This window comes from Pigmentiphaga sp. GD03639 (assembly GCF_029845405.1).
In the GTDB taxonomy this organism is placed as follows: Bacteria; Pseudomonadota; Gammaproteobacteria; order Burkholderiales; family Burkholderiaceae_B; genus Pigmentiphaga; species Pigmentiphaga daeguensis.
Genome location: NZ_JAOCLR010000007.1, coordinates 155447 through 172084, shown reverse-complemented (window position 1 = coordinate 172084; position 16638 = coordinate 155447). Strand labels below are relative to the sequence as shown.

The following is a 16638-nucleotide window of genomic DNA, read 5'->3' as shown; positions in this document are numbered from 1 at the left end:
CAGCGTGGCGCTACCTACCCGGTTCCCCGCCACGCACAGGAAGCATGAATCGCTCGCCTGGCCACGCGCCAGGCGTTTTTCGTTCAGCATCGGTCTACAACCATGAATGCTCTCCTTGCTTTCTCCCGCCTGGTCGACAGGCTGAACCTGCTGGTCGGCAAGGCCGTCACCTGGCTGACCCTGGTGGTGGTGGTCGTCAGCGCGGGCAACGCCGTCGTGCGCAAGGTCTTCCACACCAGCTCCAACGCCTGGCTCGAACTGCAGTGGTACCTATTCGGCGCCATCTTCCTGCTGGCCGCGGGCTATACCCTGTTGAAGAACGAACACGTGCGCGTGGACATCGTCGCGCAGAAGCTGTCGCAGCGTACGCAGATCTGGATAGAGGTCCTGGGCGTCGTGTTCTTCCTCCTGCCGGCCTGCGTGCTGATCATGTGGCTGTCCTGGCCCGTGTTCGTCGATTCCTTCGTGACCGACGAGCAGTCTTCCAACCCCGGCGGGCTGGTGCGCTGGCCCGTCAAGCTCCTGATCCCCGTCGGCTTCTGCCTGCTGGTGCTGGCCGGCCTCTCGCACCTGATCAAGTGCGTGGCCTTCCTGATGGGCAAGGGGCCCGATCCGCGGGAGCGGGACCGGGGCAAGAGCGCCGAGGAGGAGCTGGCCGAGGAAATCGCCCGCGAGGCGCAGGCCCGCGAGGCCGCCGCCCACGGCAGCACGCAGGGAGGCCGATGATGATCGACTTCCTGATAGCGAACCTGGCGCCGATCATGTTCGCCAACCTGGTGGTTTTCCTGCTGCTGGGATTCCCGGTTGCGTTCGCGCTGGCCGCCAACGGCATGCTGTATGCGCTGATCGGCATCGAGCTGGGCCTGCTGACGCCGGTGCTGTTCCAGGCGCTGCCGCAGCGGGTGTTCGGCATCATTACCAACGACTCGCTGCTGGCGGTGCCTTTCTTCACCCTGATGGGGCTGGTGCTGGAGCGCTCCGGCATGGCGGAGGACCTGCTCGAGACCATCGGGCAGTTGTTCGGGTCCCTGCGGGGCGGGCTGGCCATCGCCGTGGTGTTCGTCGGCGCGATGCTGGCGGCCACCACGGGCGTGGTGTCGGCCTCGGTCATCTCCATGGGGCTGATATCGCTGCCCATCATGCTGCGCTACGGCTACGACCGCAGACTGGCCTCGGGCGTGATCGCGGCCTCGGGCACGCTGTCGCAGATCATTCCGCCCTCGCTGGTGCTGATCATCCTGGCCGACCAGCTGGGCCGGTCGATCGGCGACATGTACCGGGGCGCGATGCTGCCCGGTTTCCTGCTGGCCGGCGCCTACGTCGTGTACGTGGTGCTGGCCTCGCTGATCAAGCCGGACAGCGCGCCCGCGCTGCCCGAGGAAGCCCGGCGCTTCCAGGAGCCCAATGGGACGCGCGGCGGCCGGTCGCTGCTGGTGCTGATGCTGGTCTCGGCGAGCATCGCGGCGCTGGTCGGGGACTATCTCGAACACGACACCGCGCCGGTGGACGAGCGCATCGTGCTGACCATGCTGATCTGGGGCGTGTCGGCCTTCATCATCGCGCTGGCCAACAAATGGCTGCGCCTGGGGTGGCTGTCCGCGCTGGCCGAGCGGGTCACCTTCGTGATGATCCCGCCGCTGTTCCTGATCTTCCTGGTGCTGGGGACCATCTTCATCGGCGTGGCCACTCCGACCGAGGGCGGCGCGATGGGCGCGGTGGGGGCGATCGCGATGGCGCTCATGCGCAAGCGCCTGTCGCTGAACCTGCTCAAGCAGGCCATGGACACCACGACCAAGCTGTCATGCTTCGTGGTGTTCATCCTGATCGGTTCCACCGTGTTCGGCCTGACCTTCCGGGCCGTCAGCGGCGACTTGTGGGTCGAACACCTGCTGACCTCGGTGCCCGGCGGCCAATGGGGCTTCCTGATCGTCGTCAGCATCCTGACCTTCGTGCTGGCCTTCTTCCTGGACTTCTTCGAGCTGGCCTTCATCATCGTGCCGCTGCTGGGGCCGGTGGCCGAGAAAATGGGCATAGACCTGATCTGGTTCGGCGTGCTGCTGGCGGTCAACATGCAGACGTCGTTCATGCATCCGCCCTTCGGCTTCGCGCTGTTCTACCTGCGCTCGGTGGCGCCCAAGGAAGACTACCTGGACAAGGTCACGGGCAAGCGCATCGCCAAGGTCACCACCGGCCAGATCTACTGGGGTTCGATTCCCTTCATCGTGATCCAGTTGCTGATGGTGGCCGTCGTGATGCTGATGCCGGGACTGGTGATGCACTACAAGGGCGACCAGGCCGCGGTGGACCCGGGCAGCGTCAAGATCGAGGTGGACAGCTCGTACGGCGAGAGCTATGGCGGCGGGGGCGCCTACGGGGAAGAGCCCGCGCCCGGTTCGGGCCAGGAGGGCAGGGACCCGAACGCCGACTTCAAGTAGCCTGCGGCGCGGCGGCGGCGATCTCCCGGGTCACCGCCGCCGCGCAATGCCGCACCAGCTCGGCATAGCCTTCCTCGTTCACCAGTTTTTCGCGCTTTTTCTCGTAGACCAGGGTGGTGGCCCCGACGACGTGGCGCCCGTCGTTGAAGATGGGCGCCGCGATGCCGATGACGCCCGGGTCGATCTCCTCGCGCGAAATGTAGTGCCCATCCTTGCGAATGCGCTTGTAGTGCCGGGCGAAGGATGGCCAGTCGCCGGCGATGGCAAGCACGTCGGGGTCGGCCTTGTGCCGCTCGTACAGCCGCTTCAGGCGCGCGGCCGGCAGGTTGGCGAGGATGACCGCCGGGGCGGCGCCCTTGAACAGGGGCATCAGGTGGCCGCGGTCAAGGCTCATGGGCGCGAGTTCGCCCACGCGCTCATGGTGGCTGTGCACGATCTCGTCGCCGTATATGTTGCACAGCACGACCGTCGTGGCCGTGCGCTGGGCCAGCTCGCGCATGCTGGCGCGGCTGGCCAGCATGATGGGCTCGGTCCGCCGGATGCGGTAGTCGAGTTCGATGATCTTCGCGCCCAGCGCGTATCGCCCCGCGATCTTCGCCAGCAGGCCGGTCTCGCACAACTGCTTGACGTAGCGGAAGGCGGTGGGCCGGGAGACTTCGAGCAGGTCGGCGATTTCCTCTGCCGCCAGCGTGGTCCTGGCTTCGGAAAAAAGGTCCAGGACCTGGAGGACTTTGGCGAACTGGGACATGGGGGATCGATGCACCTTGGTATTCGGCGCGCCGGCCATGCCGGCCGGCGCGTTCGCAGGCATGATGGTAATCAATCCCGGACCGGCTTGCCCGGTCAGCGCTGCGCGGCGGCCGGAGCCTCGAAGTCGGCCGCGATCTTGCGGCGGGTCCAGTCGATGATGGTCTCCATGCACTGCGCGAGTTCCCGGGGCTGCCCCAGGTAGTAGTGGGTCGCGCCCTTGATCTGCACGAATTCCTTGTCCGGGGTGCCGAGCGCCGCATGGATCAGGGGATTGTGGGTGGCGGGCACGGCGTCGTCCGCTTCGTTCTCGATCTGCAAGACGGGAACCCGGCGTATCCGCGCGGCGTTCACCGGACCCTTGATGTTGGAGTGGTCGTAGGACCATTGCGACAGCCAGCTGCGCAGCGTGCTGAACCGGGCCAGGCCGGCGGGGCCGGAGTTGACCACGCGCGGGTCGCCCAGATAGCACCAGTTCGGCTTGCGCCCGTTCGGGTCCACCGCGGGATCGAGCCAGCGCACGTCGCACATGGTGCGATGGACCACGAAGCCGCGTTCCCGTTCGCCCGAGGACGAGCGTTTGAGCCGGTCCAGCGTATCGAGCACCCAGGCGCTGATGCGGCGATTGCGCGCCAGCTGCGCCGCCCGGAAGCGCGCCACGAAGTCCTGCGAGAAGGGGGGGCGGTTGGGGCAGTCGGGGGCGTAGATGTCGAATTCCAGGTCCCGGTCCTCGGGGTCCAGTTCGTTGCGCACCGAAGGGTCCAGCCATTCGGTCAGGGTTTCCGGCCGGCTCAGGTGGGCGGCGATGAAGATGATCCCGTCCGCCGGCGTCAGGCCGGCCTGCGTCAGGTCATAGGGGTCGCCCGCCGGCGTGTGGGTGATCGAGGGCGCCTCGGCCTGGGCCTCGTAGAACAGCGACAGCGCGCCGCCGCCGGACCAGCCGACCAGCACCACTTTCTCGTAGCCCAGGTCTTCGCGTGCGTAGCGCATATAGGCGCCCAGGTCGGCCGCCACTTTTTCCATGATCAGGGCCGAATCGTTCTTGGCGTATCGGCTGCCGGCGCACAGCACGTGCATGCCGGATTCGGCCAGCGCCACGGGCATGGGCAGGAGCTGCAGCGTCGAGGCCGGATGCATGAAGAGGAACACGACCTTGGACTGGACGTTGCGGGGCACCAGCCGCTGGCCTTCGAGCACGGTATAGCCCTGGCTGCCGTTGAAGCCGTAGGTTTCCACCATTTCGACCGGCTCGCGGAATTGCAGGATGACGGGGATGCGGTCGAAAGTGTGCTTGGACGGCGTGGACATGACGCGGATTTCCTTGTGGGTTGCGGGGCGGGCGGTTAGCGATGGGCGGCCGAGGGCCGGGTGCGGACCCAGTCCGCCAGTTCGGCATGGGCCGAGGCCTTGAATTCGTCGAGCTTGGCGGCGGGCGCGGTGCGGGTCGTCAGTTCGAGCCGGATGCCATTGGGGTCGAAGAAGTAGATGGACCTGACGAAGCCGTGGTCCGTGACGCCCAGGACCTCGACTCCGGCCGCTTCCAGGCGGGCGCGGGCCGCGCGGAGTTCGTCCTCGGACTCGACCTGCAGCGCGATGTGGTTGACCCAGTCGGGGGTGTTGGCGGAAGGTTCGGCTGCCTGGCCGTCGCCCAGGTCGAAGAAGGCCATGTAGGAGCCGTCCCGCATCTCGAAGAAGATGTGGACGTAGGGGCAGTATTCGCCGGTGCTGGGCACGTGGTCGGCCCGGATCACGTGCGCGAGCGGCAGGCCCAGGAGGTCCTCGTAGAAGTGGCAGGTTTCCTCGGCGTCGCGGCACCGGTAGGCGTAGTGGTGCAGGCCTTGTATGGGAACGAGCGTTGCCATGGTGTCTCCTTCTGCCCCCGGCGCCGGGGGCGGTGGGGGCTGTCGATGATGTGGCAGAGATTGTCGGCGAATTTTGAAAAAGTATCAATAACAGATACTTTTAATTTAAATATGGCGGTTTTTTTCCGATAAAATTTTTCAATAATTTCGGAATTTGCAAAAACAAAAGCCGCCCCAGAGGGCGGCTCGGAAAGGGCGGGGCGGTCCTTCGCGGACCGCGCCGGGGTCAGAGGAAGGAGGGCCGGGCCTTCAGCGCGGCCGGGCTGTAGCCGGCGACTTTCTTGTAGTTGTCGGAGATGGCCTGCAGCTCGGCCTGGGAGACGATGGGTTCGAGCTGTTCGAAGCGCTTGCCGCCGGTCCGCTCGTAGACCTCGCGCAGGATGGCGTCGGGCGGATTCGTGCGGTTGGTCAGCACCACCTGCGTGGTCGCCGCGACCCGGACCTTGTCGTAGTCCTGCAGGGCTTCCTCTGTCAGGCCTCGCCGCTTCAACTGGCCCGCCAGGTAGCGGGCGTCGATGATGGCCTGGCCCGCGCCGTTCGACCCCCGCGGCACCATGGGGTGGGCGGCGTCGCCGAGCAGCGTCAGGCGGCCCTGGGTCCAGGTGGGCAGGGGATCCTGGTCCACCATGGGATATTCCAGGATCGAGTCCGAGGACCGGATCAGGGCGGGAACGTCCAGCCAATCGAAATGCCAGTCCTCGAAGGCAGGCAGGAAGTCTTCCAGCCTGCCCGGCCGGCTCCAGTCGCGGATGGCCGGATTGGGATCGGTGATTTCCGCCACCCAGTTGATCAATTGGCTGCCCTTGCCGTCGACGTCGTTGCGGATGGGGTAGATCACCATCTTGCCCACGTCCAGCCAGCCCGCGCGCACCATGCTGGCCTCGCTCAGGAACGGTTTCCATACCGCGGTCCCGCGCCACATGTTGACGCCCGAATAGCGGGGTGCGCCTTCCTGTGGATAGAGCTGCTTGCGCAGGGCCGAGTGCACGCCGTCGCAGGCGACTAGCAGGCGGGCGCGCACGTCGGGCAGGCGTTCGCCGTCGGGCGAGACGAAGTGCGCGGTGATCAATTCCCCGTCCTGCGTGGCGCCGGTGCAGCGCTGTCCGCAGACCACGGCGTCCGGGCCCAGGCGCTGCTTGACGGCGTCGAACAGCACGGTCTGCAGGTCGCCCCGGTGGATGGAGTATTGCGGCCAGTCGAAGCCGGCGGCCAGGCCCGCGGCTTCGCGGAACACGAATTGCCCGTGTTCGTTGAAGAAGATGGACTCGCGCGTACGCACGCCCACCTTGTCCAGCTCGGGCAGCAGGCCCAGCTCGGCCAGCTCGCGCGCCGCGTGGGGCAGGACGTTGATGCCCACGCCCAGCGGCCGCAGTTCGGGCACGGCCTCGTAGATGCGGCAGGCGATGCCGGCCTGGTGGAGACTCAGGGCCAGCGTCAGCCCGCCTATCCCGGCGCCGATGATGACCACGTCCTCTTTGCTGCTCATGTTCGTACCCTCGTGATGAACTTTCTCTTGCGGATCCCTGGCCAGGGATCCGCTGGTGCTGGTATTAGGCGCCAGAACGTATTATTTTTGAAGTTTAGATATGATATGAATACATATTAGAGTTTTATGAATCTCTCATTGCGCCAGTTGCAGGTGTTCCTGCACGTCGCGCGGATCGGCAATTTCACCCGCGCCGCCGAGAAGGCCCATATGACGCAGGCCGGGCTCAGCATCATGATTCGCGAGATGGAAAAGCAGCTCGATTGCCGGCTGTTCGACCGCACGACCCGGATGGTGGTGCTGACCGAGGCCGGCCGCGACCTGCTGCCCGTGGCGCAGCGGGTGGTGGGGGACCTGGAGGAGGTGGTGTCCAAGCTGGGCGTGGCCGGCCGGCGCGCAAGGCAGACGCTGCGCATCGCGGCCACGCCGCTGATCTCGTCCAACATCCTGCCCCGGGTGTTCCAGCTGTTCAAGCAATCCCACCCCCACGTGGAACTGCGGCTGGCCGATACCGATCTGCAGCAGGTCGAGGCGCTGGTGGCGGCGGGCGAGGCCGATATCGGACTGGGGTTCTTCTTCAAGCCGCTGGCTGGGCTGGACCGCGCGCCGGTGGGCAAATTCCGGCTGATGCGCGTCGCACCGACGGACGGGGTACCGGGCCGGCCGGTGGGCACGGCGGCCTGGACCAGCCTGCGCGAGGTGCCGTTGCTCGGCCTGCCGCCCGCGAATCCCATCCAGCGGCTGATCGAGCCGCACCTGGAGAAGATCGGCCGCGGCAACGAGGACCGCGCCAGCTTCAACTTCTTCGAGACCCTGATCTCCATGGTCGAAGCCGGGCTGGGCACGGCGGTCATCCCCACGTTCGCGCTGGTCGCCTGCCACCGCCACCGGGTGGCCACCGATCTGCTGGTCAAGCCGGCGGTCAGCCTGGACCTCTATCAGGTGACGCGGCGCGGTTTCAAGGGGCCGCCTGTCCTGGATGACTTCCGCGCGACCCTGATGCAGGCCCTGCCAGCCGTCGGATCCTAGCAGGCGCCCCGCGGTCCGGCCGGATGCGATAATCCGCGTGGTTCGCGCGCCGCTCCGGCGCGCAGGGAAAAGGAGACGGCCGAGCGGCCCCGCTTATGTTGCTGCAAGTGATCTATCTGGTCGCCATCACCGCCGAGGCCGCCTCGGGCGCGATCATGGGCATGAGGCGCCGCATGGACCTGTTCGGGGTCTGCGTCGTCGGCACGGTCACGGCCCTGGGGGGCGGCTCCATCCGCGACGTGCTGCTGGGCCACTATCCGCTGGGCTGGGTGGCCCATCCCGAATATCTATTCTTCACCGTGGGGGCGGCCCTGGCGGCGGCGCTCCTGGTCCGGTACATGCATCGGGTGCGCATGGCCTTCCTGCTGCTGGACGCGCTGGGCCTGGTCGCCTTCGCCGTGATCGGCTGCGACGTGGCCGAGGCCGCGGGCGCGCATCCCGCCATCGTGGTGCTGATGGGCATGGTGACCGGCATCTGCGGCGGCCTGCTGCGCGACATCCTGTGCAACCAGGTGCCGCTGGTCCTGCGCCGCGACCTCTACGCCTCCGTCGCGCTGGCGACCGGCACGCTGTACGTGTTGCTGCAGCGCTACGGCGTCGGGCACGATCATGCCACCGCCATCGCGCTGGTGGCCGGCTTCCTGTTCCGCATGGTCGCCATCCGCTGGAGCCTGACCCTGCCCGTCTTCACGACCAGAACGCCTCCCGAACATTGAAGGAACGTCCTCGATGAGCCAGACCTCTCTGCAATACCGCACCTTCCTGCTCCTGCTGGTATTGGTCACGCTGGCGTTCGGCTGGCTGCTGTGGCCGTTCTTCGGCGCCGTATTCTGGGGGGCCATCCTGGCCATCATCTTCTTCCCCTTGCAGCGCCGGCTGGTGGCTGCGTTCGGCGGCCGCAACAACCTGGCGGCCCTGGCCACGCTGGCGGTGTGCGTGCTCATCGTGATCATCCCGGTCTCGCTCATCGCAGGCACCATCGTCAGCCAGGGCGCGGGACTCTACGAGCAGATCAAGGCGGGCGACATCGATTTCCGCGGCTACCTCGACCAGGCCATGGCGGCCCTGCCTCCGACCGCGCGCAGCCTGCTGGAGAAGTTCGGCCTGGTGGACGTGAACAGCATCCAGAACAAGCTGGCCGAGGTCGCGACCCGGGGCAGCCAGTTCTTCGCCACCCAGGCGCTGAACATCGGCCAGAACACCTTCCAGTTCGTCATCAGCCTGGGGGTCATGCTGTATCTGCTGTTCTTCCTGCTGCGCGACGGCCCGGACCTGTCCGCCCGCATCCGCCAGGCCCTGCCGCTGACCGAGGAACACAAGCGCCACCTGTTCCGCAAGTTCATCGCGGTCGTGCGGGCCACGGTCAAGGGCAATATCGTGGTAGCCATCACCCAGGGCATGCTGGGCGGCCTGATCTTCTGGATCCTGGGCATCAAGGGCGCCCTGTTGTGGAGCGTCGTGATGGCTTTCCTGTCGCTGCTGCCGGCGGTGGGGGCCGGGCTGATCTGGGGGCCGGTCGCCGTCTACTTCCTCCTGTCCGGCGCCGTGCTGCAGGGAATCATCCTGACCCTTTACGGCATCCTGGTGATCGGCCTGGTCGACAACGTGCTGCGTCCCATCCTGGTCGGCAAGGACACGCGCATGCCCGACTACGTGGTGCTGATCTCGACCCTGGGCGGCATGGCGCTGTTCGGGATCAACGGCTTCGTGATCGGGCCGCTGATCGCCGCGCTGTTCATGGCCGTGTGGGACCTGTTCTCGTCGATAGACGGTCCGCCTTCTCCCGACCGGAACTGACCTCTCGCGCCCGCCGTTGCGGAATTCCGGAACGGCGGGCGGCCCGCATGGCGGAATTCTGGCCGCCCGTGTCGCTCCCTCTGCCCGCCGGCTCCCGAAAACGCCAATGAAAACAGGCCCTTGCCGCATGTTCGCGTGCCGGGGCCGTGTTGGCATGGGTGTTGCTAATCCTCCGTCGCTGTAACGAGAAGATTCAAGACACATGACAGGAGGAGGCAGGAATGAGACCCGAGACGACACGGGGGCGGCAGGCGCGCGCCCATGGATATGGAATGGGCCGGCTGGCCCTGGCGGCGGGCGCCGCCGCGGTGCTGGCCACGGCCTGCGGCGGGGATGACGGGGATGGCGGAGCGCCTCCGGGACCGCCGCCGGCGCCGGCCCTCAAGCTGAGCACGGTTTCCTCGCTGCCGGACTACGTCACGGGCGACGACGCGCTGGTGCGGCTGGAGGTGCCGGCCGGCGTCAGCGGCACGCCGGTGGTCATGCTGGACAAGAGCGACGTGTCGCGGGCGTTCGCGAAGATCGGCGATCGCACCTGGCAGGGGCTGGTGAGCGGCATGGCGCTGGGCAAGAACACCTTGCGCGCCCAGGTCGGGGACGCGACCGCCACGCTGGAGGTCACGAACTATCCCATCACCGGGCCGATGATCTCCGGCCCCCACCAGAAGCCCTTCCTGTGCACCACCACCACCTTCGGCCGGCTGGGCGGCGGCACGCTGGACGGGCCGTTCGGCGAGCACTGCTCCACCAATACGCGGGTCGATTACTTCTACCGGAACAAGTCGGGCGGCAACAGCCGCTGGAACACGCCCACGGTCTATCCGGCCGACATGGCCACCATCACCATCGACGAGGGCAAGCCGACCGAGCGCACGGTGCCATATCTCGTGCGGCTGGAAACGGGCACGATCAACCGCGGCATCTACCAGTCGGCGATGCTGCACGATCCGCTCAACGACGGCGAGATCGGCCCGAACAAGCGTTCGAAGGCCTGGAACGGCAAGCTGATGTATCCGCTGGGCGGCGGCTGCCAGGGCGGCTGGTACACGCAGGGCGCGACCTTCGGCACCCTGATCGTCGACGAGTGGATGAAGCAGGGCTACGCGGCCGTCACGTCCACGCTGAACATCTTCGGCTCCAACTGCAACGACCTGCTGTCGTCGGAGACCGTCGCGATGACCAAGGAGCGCTTCATCGAGGCCTACGGCGTGCCGGTCTACACGATAGGCACCGGCGGATCGGGCGGCGCCTATCAGAGCTTCCAGACCTCGGACAACTATCCCGGACTGTTCGACGGCATCATCGTGAACATGGTGTTCCCGGACGTCACCTCGGCCACGCTGTTCAAGGTCTTCGATTCCCGGCTGCTGAACAACTACTTCAACCGCGCCGGCGGGCTGCCCTACAGCGACGAGAAGAAGAAGGCGATCTCCGGCTACCTGCAGGTCGGCAACATCGCCAACATGAGCGGCAGCGCCGGCCGGCTGGATCCGGTGGTCTCGTTCCCGGCGGGGTTCCAGGAAAGCCTGAAGTATCACCCGGTCAACAACCCCGGCGGCAGCCGCGCCACCGTGTATGACCATACGGTGAACGTCTACGGCAAGGACAGCCGGGGCTTCGCGCTGCGGCCGATCGACAACGTGGGCGTGCAGTACGGACTGAAGGCGCTGAACGACGGCGCCATCACGGTGGAAGAGTTCCTGGACCTGAACGCCAACATCGGCGGCCTGGACGTGGACCTGAAGCCCACGGCGGCCCGCACGACCGGCGACATCGACGCGATCCGCCGCGCCTACCAGTCGGGGCGCATCACCCATGGCGGGGGCGGCCTGGCCTCGACCGCCATCCTGGAGCACCGCGACTACTTCGACAACGCGGTGAACGGCGACATCCACAACAAGATCCACTCGTACTCGGTGCGCGAGCGCCTGAAGGCCGCCAACGGGCATTTCGACAACCACGTCATGCTCGGACCGGGCCCGGTGGGCGACAACCTGCTGCAGCTCATGGACCAGTGGCTGATGGGCGTGGTGGGCGACGCCTCCGACCAGCCCAGGTCGCGCAAGGTCGTCTCGCACAAGCCCGCGGGGCTGGCGGATGCCTGCTGGGACAGTGGCGGCAACAAGATCGTCGAACCGTCCACGGCCTATGGCGACGGACGCTGCAACCAGCTCTACCCGGCAGGCATCACGCCGCGCCTGGTGGCTGGCGCGCCGCTGGCCGACAACATCGTCAAGTGCCAGCTCAAGGCCGTCGATCCGGCCGACTACAAGGTCACGCTGAATGCCGGACAGCTGGAGCGCCTGCGGCAGATCTTCCCCGGCGGCGTGTGCGACTGGAGCAAGCCCGGCGTGGAGCAGCAGCCGCTCAAGGGCACGTGGCTTTCGTTCGGCCCGTCCCCCCGGAATCTGGTGTTCGACATCACTCGTCCTTAAGGAGGTATAGAAATGAAGTTTCTTTCCATGTTATCGCTCGGCGTCCTGGCGGCGCTGGCCGCTCCGGCCCAGGCGCAGGACTTCCCCGGCAGCGCGCCCATCGTCGCCGTCGTGCCGTTCGCCGCGGGCGGCCCCACCGACAAGGTGGCGCGCGACGTGACGGCCGTCATGGCCAGGCACCTGAAGGGCCAGATCGTGATCGAGAACGTAGGCGGAGCGGGCGGCACCATAGGCGCGAAGAAGGTGGCCACCGCACGCAACGACGGCCATACGGTGCTGATCCACCACATCGGCATGTCCACCGCGCCGGCCTTGTACCGCCAGTTGGGCTTCGATCCGCTCAAGGACTTCGAGATGATCGGCGAGATCGCCGACGTGCCGATGGTGCTGCTGGGCACCAAGAGCCTGCCGCCGGACAACTTCAAGGACCTGCTGCCCTACATCAAGGCCAATTCCAGCAAGCTGTTCCTGGCGAATGCCGGCATCGGGTCGGCCTCGCACCTGTGCGGCCTCCTGTTCATGAGCACCATAGGCACGCAGCTGGGCACGGTGCCCTACAAGGGGACCGCGCCGGCGCTGACCGACCTCATCGGCGGCCAGGTGAACCTGATGTGCGACCAGACCACCAACGTCGCCGGACAGATCAAGGCCGGCGTGGTCAAGCCCTACGTGGCGATGCAGTCCACGCGCATCGACGCGTTCAAGGACATCCCGGCCGCGGCCGAGCAGGGGCTGCCGGGCATCGAGGTCAAGATCTGGCACGCGATGTATGCGCCCAAGGGCACGCCGCCGGCCGTGGTCGAGAAGCTGTCGGCCGCGCTGCAGGCGGCGGTCCAGGACCCGGTGTTCCGCGGGAAGATGGAGGAACTGGGGGCGCAGGCGGCGACCGGCGAACGGGCCCGGCCCGACTCGCTGCGCAAGCATCTCGGCAACGAGATCGCCAAGTGGACGCCCATCATCCGGGCGGCCGGCGTCTACGCCGACTAGACGCAAAGGAGCTTGCGCCGCCACGTGGCGCAAGCTCCGATGTCTTTCCTGGCGTGCCTGGGATAAATTGCGGACACTAGAACACGAAAATCATGGATGGGGACTTGAGCGTCAACCCGCCTGCCCGCGGTTTTTCCAAGCGCCGCCTGGTGTGGGGCGGCGTCTGCCTGTTCGCCGCCGCCCTGGCGGTGATGCTGGCCTACATCTGGGGCGAACGAACCGGCATCCAGGTGCTGCGCCAGGGGGTGGAGCACAGGCTCGACATCTATGCCGGCGGGGTGCAGAGCGAGCTGACGCGCTACGACTACCTGCCGGGCATCCTGTCCCTGAACAAGGACGTCATCGCGCTGCTGCAGGATCCCGGCAATCCCGAGCGGATCGCCCGGGTCAACCTGTACCTGGAAACGGTCAACCGCAAGGCCGGGTCTTCCGAGATCTACGTCATGAACATGGAGGGGCTGACGCTGGCCGCGAGCAACTGGAACCGCCCGCCCAGCTTCGTCGGCCGCAATTTCTCGTACCGGCCCTATTTCATCGACGCGGCCAAGGGGCTGTCGGGCCGCTTCTACGGCATAGGCACCGTCAGCCAGTCCCCGGGCTATTACTTCTCGTACGGCATCTACCACGACGGCAGGATGCTGGGCGTGGCGGCGCTGAAGGTCGACCTGGACAAGCTCGACGACGCTTGGCTGCGTGCCGACGAGAAGGTGGTGGTGGTGGACGAGAACGGCGTCATCTTCCTGACTTCGGTACCGGGATGGAAGTTCAAGACGCTGGCGCCGCTGTCGTCCCACACGCTCCAGAAGCTGGCGGTGACGCGCCAGTACCACCGCGCGGGATCGCTGGAGCCGCTGGGCATGGCCGAGGTCGGCAAACAGCCCGAGGGCGTGCGCATCGTGCAGTTCACCAACGAAGCGGCGCGCGAGGGCGAGGGCGGCAACTTCCTGGTGCCGTCCTATCTCGTGCAGAGCCGCCAGATACCGGGCACGCAATGGAAGCTCATGGCCTTGTCCAACATGGCCCCCATCCACGCGCGCGCCCGCAACATGGCCATCGCGGTGGCACTGGCCATGGGGTTCCTTGCCATACTGGGCCTGTACCTGCAGCAGCGGCGGCGCGCCATCGCCCAGAGCCTGGCGGCCAGCGCGGCCCTGCAGCGGGCGCACGACGAGCTCGAACGCAAGGTGGCGGCGCGCACGCAGGCGCTGAGCAACGCCAACCGTCACCTGCAGACCGAGATCGCGGAGCGCCGCCGCGCCGAGGAAGTGCTGAAGTCCACCATGGATGAGCTGGTGCAGGCTGGCAAGATGGCGGCGCTGGGCCAGATGGCCGCCGGCATCACGCATGAACTGAACCAGCCGCTGGCGGCGCTGCGCACGTTGGCCGACAATGCCACGGTGCTGCTGCAGCGCGGACGCCAGGCCGATGCCGAAGAGAATCTGACCATGATCGGCCAGTTGATCGCCCGCATGGGCAAGATCACCGGCCAGTTGAAGAAGTTCGCGCGCAAGTCGCCGGCCCTGCTCAAGCCGACCTCGATCGCGGTGGCCGTGGCCGACGCCTGTTTCCTGCTCGAGCAGCGGCTGCGGCAGGAGCGGGTCGAGCTGCGGTTGAGCGTTCCGGACGATGCCTGCGCCTATTGCGACGGCAACCGGCTGGAACAGATCCTGGTCAACCTGCTGGGCAATGCCATCGACGCGATGGCGCGCAGCGACGAGCGGCGCCTGGAGATCTCGGTCACGGAGGCGGGGGGCTGGGTCGTCATCTCGGTCCTGGACAGCGGGCCGGGCATTCCCGACGAGGTGATGCGCCGGCTGTTCGAACCCTTCTTCACGACCAAGGAGCAGGGGGTGGGCTTGGGACTGGGGCTGGCGATCTCGGCGGGCATCGTGCGCGATTTCGGCGGCAGCCTGCGCGCCTGCAACCGCGAGGGGGGCGGGGCGGAATTCGTGCTGCAACTGCGGCCGGCGAAGTTGGAGGAGACAGTGGATGCATGAAGGATTGACAGTCTTGTTCGTCGAGGACGACCCGGCGGTCAGGCTGGGGGGCAAGCAGGCGCTGCAACTGGCAGGCCTCGAGGTCAAGGCGTTCGAGTCGGCCGAGCAGGCGCTCAAGCACGTCGTGCCCGGATTTCCGGGCGTGCTCGTGACGGACGTGAAGATGTCCGGCATGGACGGGATGGAGCTGCTGCGCCGCGCGCTGGAGATCGATGCCTGCCTGCCGGTGATCCTGGTGACCGGCCATGGCGACATCTCGATGGCGGTGCAGGCCATGCGCCTGGGGGCCTACGATTTCATCGAAAAACCGTTTTCCTCCGAGCACCTGAGCGAGGTGGTACAGCGGGCCCTGGAGAAGCGCGGGCTGACGCTCGAGGTGCAGTCCCTGCGGCGGCAGCTGGACAATCGCCTCGCCATCGAAAGCGCGCTGCTGGGCCGGTCGCCGGCCATGGTGGCCTTGAGGAAGGTGGTGCAGGACCTGGCCGATACCGACGCCGACGTGCTGGTGGTGGGCGAGACCGGGACCGGCAAGGAACTGGTGGCCCGGTGCCTGCACGACCACAGCAACCGGCGCGATCGCCATTTCTCGGCCTTGAACTGCGGCGGCATGCCCGAGACGCTGTTCGAGAGCGAGGTGTTCGGCCACGAGGCCGGCGCGTTCACGGGCGCGGCCAAGCGGCGCATCGGCAAGATCGAGTATGCGCGCGGCGGCACGCTGTTCCTGGACGAAATCGAGACCATGCCCATGGTGTTGCAGATCAAGCTGCTGCGCACCTTGCAGGAGCGGGTGTTCGAACGGCTGGGGTCGAACGAGCCTCAGCCCATGGACTGCCGGGTCGTGGCCGCCACCAAGAGCGACCTGCTGGCCGAATCGGAGCGGGGCGCGTTCCGGGCCGACCTGTACTACCGGCTGAGCGTCGCGGTGCTGGAGATCCCGCCGCTGCGCGAACGGCGCGAGGACATCCCCCTGCTGTTCGAGCATTTCATCCTGCAGGCGGCCCTGCGCTATGGGCGGGATGCGCCGGTGCTGTCGGGGTCCCAGTTGCAGTCGCTGATGGCGCATCACTGGCCGGGCAACGTGCGCGAACTGCGCAACGTGGCGGACCGCTACGTGCTGGGGCTGGCCAAGGACGGCCCGGCCGGCGCGGCGGCCAGCGCAAGGCGCTCGCTGGAAGAGCAGATGACCAGCTTCGAACGCCTGCTGATCGAGGACGCGCTGAAGAACTGCTCGGGCCGCACGGCGGCGGCCAGCGAGATGCTGGGCCTGCCGCGCAAGACGCTCTACGACAAGATGCACAGGCTGGGCCTGAGCACCGACGACTTCAAACAGGCGTAAGGGCGCCCACCAGGCGCGGACCGCTGGGCGGCCGCTTGCCGGCCGAGGCGGGCGGCTCGGGAATCAGGACGTAGCGTCCGCCTTCCTGGGCCGCGGTATACCCGGTGCCCAGCAGCAGGGTGTCCAGCCCGTCCTGGATCGTGTAGCGGCCGGTCAACCCGGGCGTCGTCAGGCCGGCCACCAGGGCAGGATCGAACGACAGCCGTATGCCCGCCTGGCGGGCATATTTTTCGAGCGCAGGGCGCAGGTCGCCGCTGGAAATGGCGAAATCCAGCCGGTGCTCGGCCGAGGCCGTCGGGCCGGCCTGCGCATGCGGCATGCCGGGCAGGGCCAGCAGCCAGCCTATCGACAGGGCCACGGGTACCGCGACCATCCACGATTTGCCCGGCACGGTGAACGTCCGCCGTTTGGCGCGGCGTGGCCGCAGGGGAATCACTTGGCACGTCATACGAGTCTCCTGTTGCGGGACTGCGCCGTGGCGCGACCTGCTTGTAATTGTTCGATGACGCCCCTAGGGTAGCACGCCG

General features: G+C 67.1%; 14 protein-coding genes. 9 read left to right on the top strand and 5 right to left on the bottom strand.

Translation table 11 applies throughout. The features are described from left to right. Nucleotides 1-102 precede the first annotated feature (102 nt). Both N5K27_RS10160 and N5K27_RS10155 read left to right on the top strand, forming a co-directional pair. Nucleotides 103-726: a TRAP transporter small permease subunit gene (locus N5K27_RS10160; RefSeq protein ID WP_087839975.1), complete on the top strand. Its 624-nt coding sequence runs from the start codon at nucleotides 103-105 to the stop codon at nucleotides 724-726. Nucleotides 727-728: 2 nt separating this feature from the next. After that, nucleotides 729-2435, top strand: a complete 1707-nt coding sequence (locus tag N5K27_RS10155) for a TRAP transporter large permease subunit (RefSeq protein WP_087840001.1) — start codon at nucleotides 729-731, stop codon at nucleotides 2433-2435. On the opposite strand, the gene N5K27_RS10150 is transcribed toward N5K27_RS10155, so the two are convergent. The 4 genes from N5K27_RS10150 to N5K27_RS10135 form a co-directional block, all read right to left on the bottom strand. After that, nucleotides 2428-3246 (bottom strand): IclR family transcriptional regulator, encoded by an 819-nt coding sequence (locus N5K27_RS10150; RefSeq protein WP_279816159.1) that lies wholly within the window; start codon nucleotides 3244-3246, stop codon nucleotides 2428-2430. The genes N5K27_RS10155 and N5K27_RS10150 overlap by 8 nt on opposite strands. 32 nt (nucleotides 3247-3278) lie before the next feature. Then, on the bottom strand, nucleotides 3279-4490 hold the full coding sequence (locus N5K27_RS10145; protein WP_132979206.1) for an alpha/beta hydrolase: 1212 nt from the start codon (nucleotides 4488-4490) through the stop codon (nucleotides 3279-3281). Between the two features lie 35 nt (nucleotides 4491-4525). Next, a complete protein-coding gene (locus N5K27_RS10140) occupies nucleotides 4526-5044 on the bottom strand; it encodes a VOC family protein (RefSeq protein ID WP_132979207.1) in 519 nt (172 codons plus the stop codon). A 226-nt stretch (nucleotides 5045-5270) separates the two neighbouring features. Next, entirely contained in the window at nucleotides 5271-6530 is a 1260-nt protein-coding gene (locus tag N5K27_RS10135; protein ID WP_132979208.1) for a flavin-dependent oxidoreductase, read from the bottom strand. Nucleotides 6531-6656: 126 nt separating this feature from the next. Between N5K27_RS10135 and N5K27_RS10130 the strand changes: the two genes are divergently transcribed. The 7 genes from N5K27_RS10130 to N5K27_RS10100 all read left to right on the top strand — a co-directional run bounded on the left by N5K27_RS10130 (nucleotide 6657) and on the right by N5K27_RS10100 (nucleotide 16111). Next, nucleotides 6657-7559, top strand: coding sequence for a LysR family transcriptional regulator (locus N5K27_RS10130; protein ID WP_279816152.1), 903 nt, complete (start codon nucleotides 6657-6659; stop codon nucleotides 7557-7559). A 101-nt stretch (nucleotides 7560-7660) separates the two neighbouring features. Next, a complete protein-coding gene (locus N5K27_RS10125; protein ID WP_207958600.1) occupies nucleotides 7661-8275 on the top strand; it encodes a trimeric intracellular cation channel family protein in 615 nt (204 codons plus the stop codon). Nucleotides 8276-8288: 13 nt separating this feature from the next. After that, nucleotides 8289-9356, top strand: a complete 1068-nt coding sequence (locus N5K27_RS10120) for an AI-2E family transporter (protein ID WP_087839968.1) — start codon at nucleotides 8289-8291, stop codon at nucleotides 9354-9356. Between the two features lie 221 nt (nucleotides 9357-9577). Then, a complete protein-coding gene (locus tag N5K27_RS10115; RefSeq protein WP_279816149.1) occupies nucleotides 9578-11791 on the top strand; it encodes a DUF6351 family protein in 2214 nt (737 codons plus the stop codon). 12 nt (nucleotides 11792-11803) lie between these two features. After that, nucleotides 11804-12778, top strand: coding sequence for a tripartite tricarboxylate transporter substrate-binding protein (locus tag N5K27_RS10110; protein ID WP_132979209.1), 975 nt, complete (start codon nucleotides 11804-11806; stop codon nucleotides 12776-12778). 92 nt (nucleotides 12779-12870) lie between these two features. Beyond that, nucleotides 12871-14775 (top strand): ATP-binding protein, encoded by a 1905-nt coding sequence (locus N5K27_RS10105; RefSeq protein WP_087839966.1) that lies wholly within the window; start codon nucleotides 12871-12873, stop codon nucleotides 14773-14775. Continuing rightward, nucleotides 14768-16111 (top strand): sigma-54 dependent transcriptional regulator, encoded by a 1344-nt coding sequence (locus tag N5K27_RS10100; RefSeq protein ID WP_087839965.1) that lies wholly within the window; start codon nucleotides 14768-14770, stop codon nucleotides 16109-16111. The genes N5K27_RS10105 and N5K27_RS10100 overlap by 8 nt, the downstream gene beginning before the upstream one ends. Here the strand turns inward: N5K27_RS10100 and N5K27_RS10095 are convergent. Next, nucleotides 16098-16559 (bottom strand): secretin and TonB N-terminal domain-containing protein, encoded by a 462-nt coding sequence (locus N5K27_RS10095; protein ID WP_279816145.1) that lies wholly within the window; start codon nucleotides 16557-16559, stop codon nucleotides 16098-16100. The genes N5K27_RS10100 and N5K27_RS10095 overlap by 14 nt on opposite strands. Between the last annotated feature and the right edge of the window lie 79 nt (nucleotides 16560-16638).

Coding starts and splice junctions, on each gene's coding strand:
- N5K27_RS10160 (WP_087839975.1), top strand. CDS start 103: ATGAATGCTCTCCTTGCTTTCTCCCGCCTGGTCGACAGGCTGAACCTG.
- N5K27_RS10100 (WP_087839965.1), top strand. CDS start 14,768: ATGCATGAAGGATTGACAGTCTTGTTCGTCGAGGACGACCCGGCGGTC.
- N5K27_RS10110 (WP_132979209.1), top strand. CDS start 11,804: ATGAAGTTTCTTTCCATGTTATCGCTCGGCGTCCTGGCGGCGCTGGCC.
- N5K27_RS10120 (WP_087839968.1), top strand. CDS start 8,289: ATGAGCCAGACCTCTCTGCAATACCGCACCTTCCTGCTCCTGCTGGTA.
- N5K27_RS10105 (WP_087839966.1), top strand. CDS start 12,871: ATGGATGGGGACTTGAGCGTCAACCCGCCTGCCCGCGGTTTTTCCAAG.
- N5K27_RS10135 (WP_132979208.1), bottom strand. CDS start 6,530: ATGAGCAGCAAAGAGGACGTGGTCATCATCGGCGCCGGGATAGGCGGG.
- N5K27_RS10130 (WP_279816152.1), top strand. CDS start 6,657: ATGAATCTCTCATTGCGCCAGTTGCAGGTGTTCCTGCACGTCGCGCGG.
- N5K27_RS10140 (WP_132979207.1), bottom strand. CDS start 5,044: ATGGCAACGCTCGTTCCCATACAAGGCCTGCACCACTACGCCTACCGG.
- N5K27_RS10150 (WP_279816159.1), bottom strand. CDS start 3,246: ATGCCTGCGAACGCGCCGGCCGGCATGGCCGGCGCGCCGAATACCAAG.
- N5K27_RS10115 (WP_279816149.1), top strand. CDS start 9,578: ATGAGACCCGAGACGACACGGGGGCGGCAGGCGCGCGCCCATGGATAT.
- N5K27_RS10095 (WP_279816145.1), bottom strand. CDS start 16,559: ATGACGTGCCAAGTGATTCCCCTGCGGCCACGCCGCGCCAAACGGCGG.
- N5K27_RS10145 (WP_132979206.1), bottom strand. CDS start 4,490: ATGTCCACGCCGTCCAAGCACACTTTCGACCGCATCCCCGTCATCCTG.